At 40.8% G+C, this 15,111-nt stretch carries 16 protein-coding genes and 1 other RNA gene; 13 read left to right on the top strand and 4 right to left on the bottom strand.

Translation table 11 applies throughout. The features are described 5' to 3' along the window. The first annotated feature begins 9 nt into the window (after positions 1–9). The 10 genes from G7Y42_RS06630 (at position 10) to G7Y42_RS06585 (ending at position 9,495) form a co-directional block, all read left to right on the top strand. The gene (locus G7Y42_RS06630; RefSeq protein WP_206215444.1) at positions 10–1,161 is read left to right on the top strand and encodes a glycoside hydrolase family 88 protein; all 1,152 of its coding nucleotides are present in this window, start codon (positions 10–12) and stop codon (positions 1,159–1,161) included. Positions 1,162–1,183: 22 nt separating this feature from the next. Beyond that, positions 1,184–2,440 (top strand): sugar ABC transporter substrate-binding protein, encoded by a 1,257-nt coding sequence (locus tag G7Y42_RS06625; RefSeq protein WP_165004599.1) that lies wholly within the window; start codon positions 1,184–1,186, stop codon positions 2,438–2,440. Between the two features lie 40 nt (positions 2,441–2,480). Continuing rightward, positions 2,481–3,377: a sugar ABC transporter permease gene (locus G7Y42_RS06620; RefSeq protein WP_165004601.1), complete on the top strand. Its 897-nt coding sequence runs from the start codon at positions 2,481–2,483 to the stop codon at positions 3,375–3,377. A gap of 11 nt (positions 3,378–3,388) precedes the next feature. Continuing rightward, entirely contained in the window at positions 3,389–4,261 is an 873-nt protein-coding gene (locus tag G7Y42_RS06615) for a carbohydrate ABC transporter permease (protein WP_165004603.1), read from the top strand. A gap of 12 nt (positions 4,262–4,273) precedes the next feature. Then, positions 4,274–4,942, top strand: a complete 669-nt coding sequence (locus G7Y42_RS06610; RefSeq protein WP_165004605.1) for a DUF624 domain-containing protein — start codon at positions 4,274–4,276, stop codon at positions 4,940–4,942. A gap of 200 nt (positions 4,943–5,142) precedes the next feature. Continuing rightward, positions 5,143–6,807: an acetolactate synthase AlsS gene (alsS, locus tag G7Y42_RS06605; RefSeq protein ID WP_165004607.1), complete on the top strand. Its 1,665-nt coding sequence runs from the start codon at positions 5,143–5,145 to the stop codon at positions 6,805–6,807. Positions 6,808–6,819: 12 nt separating this feature from the next. Beyond that, positions 6,820–7,530 carry an acetolactate decarboxylase gene (budA, locus tag G7Y42_RS06600; RefSeq protein WP_165004609.1) on the top strand — a complete coding sequence of 237 codons (711 nt, stop codon included), beginning with the start codon at positions 6,820–6,822 and terminating at the stop codon, positions 7,528–7,530. A 137-nt stretch (positions 7,531–7,667) separates the two neighbouring features. Then, entirely contained in the window at positions 7,668–8,165 is a 498-nt protein-coding gene (locus G7Y42_RS06595) for a GAF domain-containing protein (protein WP_165004611.1), read from the top strand. Positions 8,166–8,363: 198 nt separating this feature from the next. Continuing rightward, positions 8,364–8,624, top strand: a complete 261-nt coding sequence (locus G7Y42_RS06590) for a hypothetical protein (protein ID WP_165004613.1) — start codon at positions 8,364–8,366, stop codon at positions 8,622–8,624. A 265-nt stretch (positions 8,625–8,889) separates the two neighbouring features. Then, a complete protein-coding gene (locus G7Y42_RS06585) occupies positions 8,890–9,495 on the top strand; it encodes a hypothetical protein (RefSeq protein ID WP_165004615.1) in 606 nt (201 codons plus the stop codon). 81 nt (positions 9,496–9,576) lie between these two features. Here G7Y42_RS06585 and ssrA read toward each other — a convergent pair. Together ssrA and G7Y42_RS06575 are read right to left on the bottom strand one after the other, a co-directional pair. Continuing rightward, positions 9,577–9,944, bottom strand: a transfer-messenger RNA (tmRNA) gene (ssrA, locus tag G7Y42_RS06580). Positions 9,945–10,109: 165 nt separating this feature from the next. Further along, positions 10,110–10,883: a Cof-type HAD-IIB family hydrolase gene (locus tag G7Y42_RS06575; RefSeq protein ID WP_165004617.1), complete on the bottom strand. Its 774-nt coding sequence runs from the start codon at positions 10,881–10,883 to the stop codon at positions 10,110–10,112. A gap of 144 nt (positions 10,884–11,027) precedes the next feature. Here G7Y42_RS06575 and G7Y42_RS06570 point away from each other — a divergent pair, with 144 nt between their 5' ends. From G7Y42_RS06570 to G7Y42_RS06560, 3 genes are read left to right on the top strand one after another with little or no spacing between them, the layout of a single operon-like run. Next, positions 11,028–11,378: an SdpI family protein gene (locus tag G7Y42_RS06570; RefSeq protein WP_165004619.1), complete on the top strand. Its 351-nt coding sequence runs from the start codon at positions 11,028–11,030 to the stop codon at positions 11,376–11,378. Then, entirely contained in the window at positions 11,359–12,075 is a 717-nt protein-coding gene (locus tag G7Y42_RS06565) for a response regulator transcription factor (protein WP_165004621.1), read from the top strand. Before G7Y42_RS06570 ends, G7Y42_RS06565 begins: the two co-directional genes overlap by 20 nt. Further along, positions 12,075–13,523 (top strand): HAMP domain-containing sensor histidine kinase, encoded by a 1,449-nt coding sequence (locus tag G7Y42_RS06560; protein WP_165004623.1) that lies wholly within the window; start codon positions 12,075–12,077, stop codon positions 13,521–13,523. The genes G7Y42_RS06565 and G7Y42_RS06560 overlap by 1 nt, the downstream gene beginning before the upstream one ends. Before the next feature lie 235 nt (positions 13,524–13,758). Here G7Y42_RS06560 and G7Y42_RS06555 read toward each other — a convergent pair whose 3' ends face one another. Next, positions 13,759–14,109, bottom strand: coding sequence for a hypothetical protein (locus tag G7Y42_RS06555; RefSeq protein WP_241161920.1), 351 nt, complete (start codon positions 14,107–14,109; stop codon positions 13,759–13,761). A 148-nt stretch (positions 14,110–14,257) separates the two neighbouring features. After that, positions 14,258–14,986, bottom strand: coding sequence for a hypothetical protein (locus G7Y42_RS06550; protein WP_165004625.1), 729 nt, complete (start codon positions 14,984–14,986; stop codon positions 14,258–14,260). Positions 14,987–15,111: the final 125 nt, after the last annotated feature.

Here is a 15,111-nt window from a genome sequence, read left to right as displayed (position 1 = left end):
GTGAAAGAAATGAGAACGGACGTGAAAAAAACAGAATTCGAGTGGCTTGATGAAGAGATCTGTTTTATTGAGAAAAAAATGCGTGAAAATCAGAAAATCTTCCAAGAAACTGTACCAGCTGCCGCAAGCTGCCAACTGGTCTATCCGGCAGAAGAAAACAGAGACTGGACAGCAAGTTTCTGGATAGGGCTCCTTTATTTGGCAAAAGAGCTGTCAGGGACAACGGATTTTGATGAGACGATCGCTCAGCAATTTGCATCATTTCGTCATCGGTTAGAAAAAAAGATCGAACTGGAAACACATGATATCGGATTTTTGTATCAGTTGTCAGCTGTCGCAGCATATAAGACAACAGGGAATCCTATAGCCAAAAAAATGGCGATCCAAGCTGCTGATCTGCTGATGGAGAGATACTTGCCCGCTGCGCAAATTATCCAAGCATGGGGAGATCTGACCGATCCAAAACAAAAAGGACGCATGATTATCGATTGCTTGATGAATCTACCACTTTTGTATTTTGCCACAGAAGCAACAGGTGAAGAAAAATATAAGCAAGTTGCGTACGCACATGCCAGACAAACCCAAAAATACATTGTTCGAAACAATGCCACCACTTACCATACCTACTATTTTGATCATCAGACTGGGCAACCGCGATATGGACGGACACAGCAAGGATATTCCGATGAATCGTGTTGGGCGAGAGGGCAAGCGTGGGGGATCTATGGATTTACACTTAGCTATTTATATACGGGAGACGCTTCTTTCTTAGATACGGCCAAACGATTAGCTGATTATTTTATCCAGCAGTTGCCGAAAGATAAAGTCTGCTACTGGGATCTGGTTTTCAAAGAGGGGAGTCATGAAGAAAAAGACAGCTCAGCTGCAGCGATCGCTGTGTGCGGGTTGCTTGAACTTTCTCGTCAGTTGCCTCTTTCTGATGGCAAACGTATTTTTTATGAAGAAAATGCACAGCTGATCTTGGAAAATCTGCAGCGAGAATATACCACGAAAGACTGTCCTCAATCGAATGGCCTTCTTTTGCATGGCGTTTACGATAAAAACAGTCAAAAAGGAGTAGATGAGTGTATGATTTGGGGCGATTACTTTTATACAGAAGCGATCACCCGTGTAGCAAAAAGCTGGTTTAGTTATTGGTAAAAAAGAATAGGAGGGATCAACAATGAGCAAATGGACAAAAGTATTAGCAGGTACAGCAGTTTTAGCGCTTTCTCTAGTGATCACTGCATGTGGGAGTCAGAAAGAAAGTAGCGGCTCCGCAGATGAATTGACAGTCTCGACATGGAATTATGAAACGACACCGGAATTCAAAGCGTTATTCGATGCATTCGAGAAAAAAACGGGAATAAAAGTGAAAGCAGTCGATATCGCTTCAGACGATTATGATACGAAGTTGACCACTATGCTTTCTTCTGGAGATACAACGGATGTATTGACCATGAAGAATCTTCTTTCGTATTCGAATTATGCCCTGCGTGATCAGCTGGTCGATCAGACAGAGCGATTGAAGGAGCTTGATACAAAACCTGCTGCGGCAACTTATGAAATGTATAAGGTTGATGGGAAAACCTATGCACTTCCGTACCGCACGGATTTTTGGGTCCTTTATTACAATAAGAAAATGTTCGATGAAGCTGGCCTTCCTTATCCGGAAAATCTCACATGGGACGAATATGAGGAACTGGCAAAAAAACTCAGTAAGAATGATGGTCAAGTCTATGGTGCCTACCAGCATATCTGGCGTTCCACGATCCAGGCGATTGCTGCCGCGCAAAATGATGCAGATCTCATCGAACCAGATTATTCCTTTATGACAGATTACTATGATCGAGCGCTCCGAATGCAAAAAGACGGTTCGCAGATGGATTTTGGAACAGCGAAATCAACGAAAGTGACCTACCAATCACAATTTGAAGAACAAAAAGCAGCGATGATGAATATGGGAACATGGTATATGGCTGGTATCTTAGCAAATAAAGAGGCGGGGAACACTGAAGTAGAATGGGGGATCACGAGTATCCCTCAGCAAAAATCAGGAGAACATATCACGACATTCGGTTCGCCAACGGCTTTTGCAGTCAATAAAAACTCAAAACGACAAAAAGCAGCACAAGAATTCATCGAATTTGCTGCAAGTGAGGAAGGTGCGAAGGTTTTAGCAGGAGTTGGAGTGGTGCCTTCTTATCGGACAGATGAAATCAACGACATCTATTTTAAATTGAAAGGAATGCCGACAGACGAGATCTCTAAAAAAGCTTTTGAGCCGGAAGAAATCAAATTGGAATTTCCTATTGATAAAAACGGTCCTGCGATCGACAAGATTCTGCAAGAAGAACATGAGCTGATCTTAGTAGGAGATGAAACACCGGACAAAGGAACAGCGAACATGGAAAAACGCGTGGCGGCTGAATCGGAATAAAAAGCGAAAGGAGAACTGTCAGGCCGGACAGTATAAAGAGATGGAAAATACGATCAATAACAAAGCATCTGCCCGTCTTCAGAGAAAGCGGACATGGATCGCTTATTCATTCATTGCACCCAATTTTATCGGTTTTTTCGTTTTTACATTGGTACCTGTTGTTTTTTCATTGATCTTGGCATTTATGAAATGGGACTCTTTTTCGGCCCCTGAATTTGTTGGATTAGAGAATTTTCGGAAAATGATGGGCGACCAGACTTTTTGGATTTCGCTGAAAAATACGATTTTGTATACAGCTGCTGTTGTGCCGGGGACGCTGGTCTGTTCTCTTGGGCTAGCGCTGTTGCTCAATCAGAAAATACGCGGTATGAAGCTGTTTCGTACGATCTTTTTCTTTCCATATGTGACATCGCTAGTTGCTGTCGCTGTTGTATGGAATATGTTGTTTCATCCAACGATGGGCCCGATCAATCTTTTTTTACGAAACATCATTGAGCATCCGCCCGGCTGGACTTCAAGTTCGGATTGGGCATTGTGGGCGATCGTGATTGTGAGTATTTGGCGAGGGATGGGTTATTATATGATCTTGTATCTTGCAGGATTGCAAAGTATCCCGAAAGAATTGTATGAAGCTTCTTCGATGGATGGAGCAAATCGCTGGCGGCAGTTTTTGAATGTGACACTGCCTTCATTGAAACCCACGACTTTTTTTGTCACGATCATGCTAGTGATCAATTGTTTCAAAATATTCGACCTAGTACAGGTGATGACTGATGGCGGTCCGGGAAGAGCAACGAATGTCCTGGTTTATCAAATTTATAATGAGGCATTCAAAAAATTCAATTTCGGCTATGCTTCGGCCATCTCGCTTATCTTATTTGTTGTCGTACTTGGTGTGACGGTGATCCAGTTCTCCTGGAACAAGCGCAGATCATAGGAGGTGGCGCAATGGAAGCAAGTATCCATAATGAAAAGAAAACAGTGAAAATCAAAAAAAGCAGACTTAGTCGGTTGAGTCGATGGACGATCTTTGTTTTGCTCCTTTGTTTTGCGGGGATGACGATGGTTCCTTTTTTTTGGATGGTTTCCGCTTCATTCAAAGCGAATAATGAAGTGTTCACGATCCCGATCCAATGGGTACCAAAAAAGTGGCATCCAGAGAATTATTCTGTCATCTGGTCAAGGATCCCATTAGTGACGTTTTTCAAAAATACAGCATTCTTAAGTATCACGATTACGTTGATCCAGTTATTCACCTCTAGTTTTGCGGCATACGGATTTTCGAAACTGCGGTTCAAAGGGCGAGATGTATTGTTTTTAGCTTATATCGGTACGATTGCGGTCCCTTGGCAATCATATATGATCCCGCAATTTATCATGATGCGAAAAATCGGACTGACGGATACTTTATGGTCACTGGTTTTACTTCAAGCATTCAATGCGTTTGGGGTGTTTTTATTGAAACAGTATTATAGCAGCATTCCAGATTCGCTTTGTGAAAGTGCGCGGATTGACGGGCTGTCTGAGTGGGGGATCTATCGCAAAATCATCTTGCCATTGACTAAACCAGCACTTGCCAGCTTGACGATCATCACCTTTGTCAATACTTGGAATGATTATATGGGGCCGTTCATCTATTTATCTTCGACTGAGAATAAAACGATCCAGCTAGGACTGAAAATGTTTATCGGATTGTTTGATGCTGAATATGCGTTGATCATGGCTGCTTCAGTCGTTTCTGTCTTGCCGGTAGCGATCGTCTTTTTAGCGATGCAGAAGTATTTCGTCGAAGGGATCGCCTCGTCAGGGATGAAAGAATAGGAGGAGGGGCAGTTGGAACAGCAGTTTGAACGCAACCTTTACATGAAAATGATGGGGTGGATCTATCTTTTTTTAGTGAGTAACCTCTGCTTTTGGCTCATGAATGTACCTTTTATTGTTGCTGCTTTGTTTTTAGCTATAGATGAAAGAAATCTGGCTGTATTTGCTGTGGCGCTATCTTTTGTCGGGGTAGGCGGGATTGCACTCGTCGCTTTGCTTGAAGAAGTCATAAAAGAAAAAGAAATGACTCCTGTACGTGTTTATAGACAAAAACTCAAACAATTCGGATGGAGAGGCTATCTTTATTGGCTGATGGGATGGGCGGGAAGTATAGTGGCGTTTGCAGATGGTCTGTTTTTTCTGCGCTTCCCATTTGGACGCTGGCTTAGCCCGTTCTTTTTCCTTCTTGGGGTGATGAGCTTGTCGCTAAGTCTCAATTGCTGGTATTTTCAAGTACGAAATCCGCTAGCGAAGAAAAAAGACGTGTTACGGATCGCTTTGTATTATACATTCAAAAAATGGTATGTCAGTCTGATCAATGTTTTGCTGCTCCTATTGTTATTCGTTTGTGTCATTTTGAAACCGCCGTTTGGCATCTCTTTCGGACCGATGGCCATCTTTGGCTTGGTTTATTTTAACCAGAGGAAATTTGTTGGGAGAAAAATCAGTACGATTCATTGAGAAGAGTATGAAAATTTCATGGAAAGCTAGCGGTTTTGTTGTAAAATCGCTAGTTTTTTTCATTTTTTGAAACAGATGACTAAACAAATGAAATAAAACGTGATATACTACCGAATGTAACAGGTTGTAAATCTGTATTAGTAATTTAGCCGTTATCTAGTTTTTATAAAAAAATAAAGCATAAAAAGGGACGATATTCAATGGAAGAGAAAGTGAAACATGGTTCTAAATCTGTAGTAGAGAGCTTGATCAATCATCACGTGGATTATGTGTTTGGGATTCCGGGTGCAAAGATCGATGGCGTATTTAATGAATTAGAAGACCAAGGGCCTGAACTGATCGTTACGAGACATGAACAAAATGCAGCATTTATGGCGCAAGCAATCGGACGTATCACAGGCGAACCGGGAGTTGTGATCGCAACAAGTGGACCAGGAGCCAGTAATCTAGCGACAGGATTAGTGACTGCAACAGCAGAAGGAGACCCTGTTTTAGCCATAGCTGGACAAGTCAAACGAAGCGATTTGTTGAAATTGACGCACCAAAGTATGGATAATGCAGCGCTTTTTCAGCCCATCACAAAATATAGCGCAGAAGTCCAAGATCCTGAAACGATTTCTGAAGTCATCGCTAATGCGTATCGCATGGCAAAAAGTTCGAAAAAAGGCGCCAGCTTCATCAGTATCCCTCAAGACGTGGTGGATGCACCTGTAAAAAGCAAAGTGATCAAACCGTTGAGTGATCCGCAACTTGGTTCAGCTTCAGCAGATGATATCCGTTATTTAGCAGAACGCATCCGTGAAGCTAAGTTGCCTGTGCTGTTGGTCGGCATGCGTGGTTCTAGCGAAAAAGAAACGGCAGCGATTCGTCAATTAGTTGAAAAAACAGCTCTTCCAGTGGTCGAAACGTTCCAAGCAGCTGGAGTGATTTCTCGTCAATTAGAAGATCACTTTTTCGGTAGAGTCGGACTATTTCGCAATCAGCCAGGGGACATGCTTTTAAAACGAAGTGATCTGGTTATCGCAATTGGTTATGATCCGATTGAATATGAAGCCCGAAACTGGAATGCAGAACAGGATGCACGAATCATCGTGATCGATGAAACACCTGCAGAAATCGATTCTTACATGCAACCAGAAAGAGAATTGATCGGCGATATTTCAGCTACTCTTGATTTATTGACAGATTCATTAGAACCTCAACAGGTTTCTGAAGATGCGAAAGAATATCTTGCTTCTATGCAGGAAAAATTAACGGCACGTGATGTTATCCAAACAAACGGTGAAAAAGGAATCTTGCATCCTCTGGAAGTCATCAATACCTTACAGTCAAAAGTCTCTGATGACATGACAGTAACAGTGGATGTAGGAAGCCACTATATCTGGATGGCTCGTCATTTTAGAAGTTACGAACCTCGTCATTTGTTATTCAGTAATGGGATGCAAACACTCGGTGTCGCACTTCCATGGGCGATTTCAGCAGCATTGGTCCGTCCAAATACACAAATCGTTTCTGTTTCAGGAGATGGCGGATTTTTATTCTCAGCACAAGATCTGGAAACAGCTGTACGCAAAAAATTGAATATCGTTCATTTGATTTGGAATGATGGGCATTACAATATGGTCGAATTCCAAGAAAAAATGAAATATGATCGTGCTTCTGGTGTTGATTTCGGTCCAGTAGATTTTGTGAAATATGCAGAAGCATTTGGAGCAAAAGGGCTTCGTGCAACCACTGTAGAAGAATTAGAACAAGCATTAGAAGAAGGTTTTGCAACAGAAGGGCCCGTAATCATTGATATTCCGATCGATTACCGTGATAATGAGAAACTGGGAGAAACAATTTTACCAGATCAATTTTATTAAGGAAGTGTCATTATGACAGAACGAATATTGTATCAGCATGGAACATTAGGCGCATTGATGGCTGGATTGATGGATGGGACAGAAACAGTTGCCCATCTCCTTGAACATGGGACATTAGGATTAGGAACCTTGCATGGATTAGACGGCGAAGTGATCTTTTTGGATGGCGACGCCTACCAAGGGAAATCAGACGGAACAGTAGTCAAGCTCTCTGGTGAAGAAACCACTCCTTATGCAGCCATCACAGAATTTATAGCAGATCAGCGATTCACTGTGACTTCAACTGCAAATGATGAACAGCTGAAAAAAGAGATTCTTGCAAAAGAAGCCGGTGAAAATCTATTCTTGGCAGTAAAAATCACTGGTTTATTCAAACACATGCATATCCGTATCATGCCAAAACAGGAAAAACCTTATCGAAGACTAGCAAAAATCTCCGAATCACAGCCGGAATTCCACAGAGAAAACGTGGAGGGAACATTAGTTGGCTTCTTCACGCCTGAACTCTTCCAAGGAGTAGCAGCGGCGGGTTTCCATCTTCATTTTATCGATGATACTCGGGTATTCGGCGGACATGTGATGGATTTTGAGCTTGCACATGGGGATGTAGAAATCAGTCGAATCTCCTCATTGCTACAACATTTTCCAGTCGATGATCCGACCTTCATCAATGAGACGATCGATTACGCAGATCTAGCGGAAGAAATCCAGCGAGCAGAGTAAGAGAATAGGACAGAGCATTCTGTTTAGCGTTTCGACAAAAGGACACTGCGAAAATCCGCAGTGTTCTTTTTTATATTGTCTAGCAATAAGAAGGGAATTAAGCTATAATTTTTTTCATAGAAGGAGTGGTTTGGATCATGTGGACAGAAAAACAAAAGAAAGAAAGCTATGAACTGTTATTACTGCAGCAAAAAGGCTTGTTAGAAGCGGAAGACAATTGGCTGGTGAACTTGGCGAATTCTTCTGCATTATTGAATGATACACTGCCGGAAACAGTATTCGCCGGCTATTATTTATTCGATGGAAACGAACTGATTTTAGGACCTTTCCAAGGAAGAGTATCTTGTACACGAATCACTATGGGAAAAGGGGTCTGTGGCGAATCTGCAGAAAAACAAACCACGTTGATCGTAGATGACGTGAAAACTCATGAAAATTATATTTCCTGTGATTCGGCAGCGCAATCAGAAATCGTCGTGCCGATGATCAAAAACAACCAGTTGATCGGTGTGTTAGATATTGACTGCGGTGTGACAAATGGCTATGATGCCATCGACCGAGAATACTTAGAAAAATATGTGGAAATGCTGTTAACTAATCTTAAGATACCAGAATTTTCTTTGACGAATAACTAAATCGTTCCTGTATCATTAGATAAGATACAATTTAACTTAAGATAAACAGCGGACATCTGCCGGCTAGTAAAGCTTTTTCAGGTTGCTAGCATGGCTTTTTTTATTTTTTAAAATTATAAGGGTTATCATTTTTCATAATTTAAATTTAATGGTATTATCATTTTAAATAATGATAAAACGATTAAAGGAGTATGAGATATGAACAACGAAACTATTATTTTAGGAAAAAAATACGCATGCCAGCCAATCGGATTGAAAAAAACGGTGATCGGAGAAGTCATTAGTAAATTAGAAAACTGCGTAGTAATCTGCGTAGAAGAGTATGAAGAATGCGATCATGGCGAACTACTGGAAAAATGCGGCAAAGTAGTCGCAAAATATTCTCACGTATATGAATTAGAAAATAACGAGTATGTTTACGAATACAATAAAAAATATGAGCATACACTAGTTTCTTAATCGGTTTTTTTATATATAATTATTGTCTGCGGGCACTTATCAATAGATAAAAATGATTTACTGAATGTATCAATCAAAAAACCCCATCAAGGTAAAAAATCACCTGGATTTTATCTTAATGGGGCTTTTCCATCTGTCATCAAAAAAAGATAATTTCAGAGCTTGTTTTTGATCAAGTTGTATTCAATTGATTCACTATAAATAATATGAGCAATTTATAAAGCGTTTACTTTGAATCTTTAGCTTAGTTTAGGAGGTAAGGGAAATGAGTAAAAACACTAACCCTTATTGGCGGGAAGAAAGCCGTATCTATCGTTTGAAACTTGATATCGCCAAGACGGACAACTTAGAAAAGAAACGCCGACTGCAAGCACTTCTTGAAAGAGAGGAGATGGCTTTGCGTCAGCGAAAAGCTGCTAAAATGTTCCATGTGACGAGTACAAGAAGAACATCTCGAAAAAATTCGTTTTTCCCTTTCGTCATTGTAAGTTTAATTCTTCTTGCCGGGCTATTTTTATTCGGCAGATACTTTTATCTCGGTACCACCAATCAAGAGGCAGAGACCGTATATCAGAAAATCAGCACGCTTGTCAACCGAGATAAAACGCAACGTGATACGAAAAAATTGCCCAAAGAACAAGTGATCGAGTGGATATCCTACCACATGAGTCAAGCAGACCCGAATTCAAATCCGAAGAGCCATCGATTTGAGACTATAGTCAATGAGGTCAATGAATTGGAAATAACAGTCTATGCAGCTGACGGTACAGCTGAGAAATATTTGATCGACAGTAACGGCCACCTGTATCATGTGTCTACCGGGGAAAAAGTACTCGTGGCAGATAGCTGGGATGTGCCCGTCGATTACTGATCAGAAGGGAAGTTGACCAAAATAAAAAAACGTTGAATGAACAACGTTTTTCTTACATATCTGTTTGTCTCAATAAGACATCAATGGAGACGGCGGGAGTCGAACCCGCGTCCAAACACATCGCCACTTAAAAATCTACGTTCATAGTCAACTCATTTGAGGTTTCGCTTTACAGCTTGCCGAGTGACAGGCATTCTGTATCGCTAGTCTGATGAGCTCTTCTGGATTTTACAGACGGAAAAATCCAGCGTATCCCACTAAAGTTAGGACCCTTGCTCGAGCGCATGGGCGACGCCGAGAGGATCTACGCTAACTGTTTTTAGGCAGCTAAAGCGTAAGAGTTGTTTTCGTTTTTAGCAGTTATATTTAACTGTAACGTTTTAACGTAGACGTAACCTACGAAACGCAATTCAAGCTCGAACTGTGCCTGTCGAATCCGTAACGTCCCCGTTAGCTAACAAGGGTTACGAGTAATTTTTACACATGATTAGTATAACATATCTTCCGTCTTTTTCAATAAAAACTTCTTGTTCCCTTTGTTTTACGTCATTTTCAGACTCTTTCTTAATAAAAAATAAGCATTTTTTGAGAAAGAGCCCAAATGACAAGTTTTTTTAGATGAGATCAAAATGCTTCAAGGCATGGACGATTCCGCCTTGAGTATTTTTTTTAGTGATAAATGTAGCTAGTTCCTTCAATCCATCATAGGCATTGCCCATCGCTATTTTATTATCACAAGCCTCAAGCAGTGCGAAGTCATTCGGCCCATCACCGAAGCCGAAAGTCGGAACGTGTTCAAGATTCAATTCTTTTTTCAGACGTTGTACACCAAATCCTTTGGAGATCCCTTTTTTGACCGTATCGATCGAGTAAGGACCGTTACGGTAGAAAGTGAAATCTGGAAAAATTTCATGATAATAATCATCTCCAGACTGCGATAAAATCAGGAGCATATTGATCGGATTGGTTTGAAAAGCCAATGGATTGATCTCAGGCACTTCCGAATGGATATAATCGTAAGCCGCAACCATTGTTTCACTGTGCCCGGTACACCAGATATTTTTTGGATTATAGTAAGAAAGTTCATGTCCCTGATTTTTGACATGTTCATACATTTTCTGGCATTCTTCTGCAGAGAACTGCTGTGAAAAGAGTTCATCTCCATTCACACGAATATAAGAACCATTCATCGTGACTGCTGAAGTGATCCCAGCATCAGCCATGATCGGGTGGATTTCTGCTTCTGTTCGTCCGGTGGCGATGACAGGAAGGACATTGTTTTCCTTTAATCGGTGCATCGCTGCGGCAATTTCAGTTGTGATTTTTGACTGACCATCTAATAGTGTCCCGTCAAGATCGAAAAATGTGATTGCGCGATAATTTGACACAAAAAAAACTCCTTTTTTATTAGCATAAATCTATCTTAACAAAGATTGAATAAAAGACAAACCTTTCGTGAAGAATTCCTGAAGATATTGGTTCAGTGAAAAATTTAGAGTATACTAGAAGGAGAGAATCTTAGGAGGAAACAAATGATTTTTTTGACTATTGGAATACTGCTGCTCTTGATAGGCTTGTTATTTCTCGTGTTTCCCTCTAAAGGCAATCTGCCTTTTTACGGATACCGTTCGCCTCTTGCAGCAAAGTCAGACGCACATTGGCGCTTAGCACAAAGAACAAGCGGTCTTTATTTTTTGCTCATGGGTGCATTGATGGCACTGATCGGCTATTGGCTGAGGATGACGGAACACACAAATTATTTTTTGATAGAGATGCTTTTGCTTGTGTTTCCAATAATGCCGATTTTTATTTTAACAGAACGAAAACTACAAAAATTTGACCGGGAAACTGGAGGACACGATGATGAATATTTTAATGATTGAAGATAATCAGTCTGTATCTGAAATGATGCAGATGTTTTTCCTGAATGAAGGCTGGGAAGCAACCTTCAAATATGATGGGAAAGAAGGACTAGATGCTTTTTTAGAAAAACCGCAGCATTGGGATATGGTCACTTTAGATTTGAACTTGCCGACAATGGACGGTATGGTCGTGGGGCGCGAGATACGAAAAGTGTCGAGTACAGTACCTATTATCATGCTGACAGCGCGGGATTCTGAAAGTGACCAAGTGATCGGATTAGAAATGGGAGCGGATGACTATGTGACTAAGCCTTTCAGTCCGCTGACACTGATTGCACGAATGAAAGCATTGCATCGCCGCAGCGAACTGGCAGAAGCTAGAGAAGAAGCTGCTGGGTCAGATGACCACTTTGATATTCAAACGGACCATTTCAAGATGAATACGAAAACACGGGAAGCTTATCTGGATAATCGTCCGATCGAAGGCCTGACGCCTAAAGAATTTGATTTGCTGTTTACCTTGGCAAAAAAACCGAGACAAGTATTCTCGAGAGAGCAATTGCTTGAGCTGGTTTGGGACTATCAGTACTTTGGCGATGAACGAACCGTAGACGCCCATATAAAGAAATTGCGTCAAAAAATCGAAAAGGTCGGACCGCAAGTGATCCAAACGGTTTGGGGCGTAGGCTATAAATTTGATGATTCTGGTGTTGCCTGATGCGCTATTTATATCAACAGCTGCTTGCTTTTTGCGGACTGATCGTGATGATCATCTTGATCGTAGGCGTGTCATTTACACAGCTGACGAAGCAGACGATTGAAGAAAACAACTATCAGCAGCTTTTCGGTTACGCGGAATCGGTGGAAAAAACCACGCAGACTTATACGAATACATTCCCGCAGATCAATCAGGATCAGGCATTTCAAAATGCGTTGCTGCTTACCGAACAAGTACTGACTGAACAAAACGTCAATTTTATTTTTATCGATAAGAATGAGCGAGTGATCTATCCCACAGATGCGGCCCTTTTGAATTTCAGTATCACGTCGGAACAGTGGAAGAATTTGCGTAGTGGACGCCAAGAAAAGTTCACTTCAAATAAAAATATCTTAGGACAGGAACAAGCGACTTCCTATGCCCTAGTCCCATTCAATTTGAATCACGAATTCTATGGTGGTCTAGTAGTTAGTCAGCCAGCGCGGAATATCGACAATAGCGTGCGGTCTGTGACCTTGAATCTATTTAAGGGATTCATTTTTTCCAGTATCATCGCTGTCATTGCAAGTTATGCATTTGCTGCCTTTCAAGTCAAACGGATCAATCGACTTCGAAACGCAACCAAAGAGGTGACCAATGGGAATTTTGATGTGCAGTTGCCTGTCCACGATAAAGATGAGTTCGATGAATTGGCGGATGATTTCAACAAAATGACGAATTCATTGAAGGAATCGCAGGCAGAGATCGAAGAGCAGGAAAATCGAAGAAGACAATTCATGGCAGATGCCTCTCATGAAATGCGTACGCCACTGACAACGATCAACGGATTGCTTGAAGGCTTGGAATACAATGCGATCCCGGAAAATCAACGTGAGAATGCCATTAGATTGATGAAAAATGAAACGGAACGCTTGATCCGTCTAGTGAATGAAAATCTGGATTATGAAAAAATCAGAACGAACCAGATCAGTATGGTGATCAAAAAATTTAATGGAACGGAAACCTTGAAAAATATCGTCGCACAATTAGAATCAAAAGCTGAAGCTGCAGGTGATAAACTGATACTGGAAGCAGAAGGGGAGATCGATGTCTATGCTGATTACGATCGGTTTGTCCAAATCATGGTCAATATCATCCAAAACGCGATCCAATTTACTGAAAACGGCCAAATCACGATCACGTTAGAAAAAGGATATCTCGAAACGATCGTAACGATCAAAGATACAGGGATCGGGATGTCTGAGCAGCAAATGAAGAGTATCTGGGATCGTTACTATAAAGTAGATCCTTCACGAAAAAATACGAAATACGGGGAATCTGGTTTAGGGTTGCCTATCGTACAACAACTTGTTCGTCTGCATAAAGGAAAATTAGAAGTAAAAAGCGAGCTTGGAGAGGGAACGACCTTTATTGTAAGATTACCAGATGTGGAAATAAAAGAAGAATAACTCAACGTGACATAATAAAAACACGTAGTCTTTTTGGAAAGCAATCCAAGAGGCTACGTGTTTTTATTATGTGGAGCTGTGACAAAAGTTATGTTGCAGCTTTTTTTCGAATAAATGGTGTTCTCCTACCAACTCCTCGGGCACAAGTCACAATATTCATCAAACATGAGAAGCTGTTTTTTGAAATTGTTCCTTGTGCCCGAGGAGTTAAACGGCAGGCTCACAACCTCTCCTGTCAGCTTGCGTCTTCCAAATGATCAACGTACGGACTGCGGGCAATCGATTCGTCTGTCGTGAACAAGAGGATCGATCGGTCTCGGTTACGCACTAAACCATACAATAGGTCAAGAAGTTCTTGGATTTCCAGAACAGTCAATTCACTGAAAACATCTTCAATGACTAAGTGTTTTCGATTTGCTAACAATGTATGAAGCAATTGAAGCTTGATTTTTTCCAAGATGGACAATTCCTCAGAAGATCGATTCAATAAAGTTGGATCGATACGTAATTCTTCTTGATACATGACACACTTTTGCCGGATCTCTTTTGCAGGCAAATCTAAAAAGACATGATCTTTAGGATTCAAATAGGGGAAGATCGGCCAGTCTTTTTGAATGATCGTGATCTCCAGAGTCTTATGAGCGAGTGCTTCTACCTTGAAATTTTTTTAAAGCTCCTGCTGTTTTTCATATGGACACCAAATGACAGTGAATTGATCGAAAAAAGCGGATGTGTCAGAATATTTCACGATGAATAAACCTCCTATTTCTTAATCGGCGATGGCACAGGATGAATTGAACCAGACTGATGACTAAAGCTAAGGAGCCTAAACTAGCGAATGTCTGGATGAAACTTTTCAAGGTATCTTTCAAAAGAAAATCGTTCAGAAAATCGATTTTAAACAAGGTTTCTTGATCCATAGGGATAGATAATCCTTTAACGGAAGTCACCATGGAATGTACGTCTGGCAGTTCAAAAAAATTCAAAAGAGAAAGATTGATCGTTTGAAGCAAGTTTTCATAAAAACGCTGAAAAACGATACTCCACAAAAGCAATGCACTGCAACATAGAAGTAAAGGAAGAAGCAATTGCCAGAAAACAAATAGATATAGCTTGGATCTGGAAAAACCATTCAATCGCCAATTAAGCAGTTCCTGTCTGTTTTGACGAAGAGCATGCCAAGAAAAAAGAAGAAAAAACAACCCAAACAAGAGTAGTAAGCTACCAATTAAAGTCAGATACAATCGACTGACTGTTTCCAAAGAAGGAAAACTTTCTTTCGTCACGGAAGAACCAAAAAAAGCGAGGCGTTCTTGTATTTGTTTATAGATCGCGGATTGTAAATTATAGAGATTGAAACCAAGCATCAGTAAAAAAGCAGAAAAGCCTGAAAATAAGCAGTAAATAGTCGTTTGTTTTTTATAATAAAATAAACGCATCGTAGCGTAGCGGATTACTTTCATACTTTTCACCTCTATTCAATTATAAAAAACGAATATGAATAAAGTATGAAATTCTCTTAGTGAAATCGCGAATCCCTCATAAAAAAGAGAACGAGGCTAGGATGTGCATCCCAGCCTCGGTTTTA

It is taken from the genome of Enterococcus sp. ZJ1622, from assembly GCF_011038845.1.
Lineage (GTDB): Bacteria > Bacillota > Bacilli > Lactobacillales > Enterococcaceae > Enterococcus_B.
This window is presented reverse-complemented; position numbering and strand designations above follow the sequence as displayed.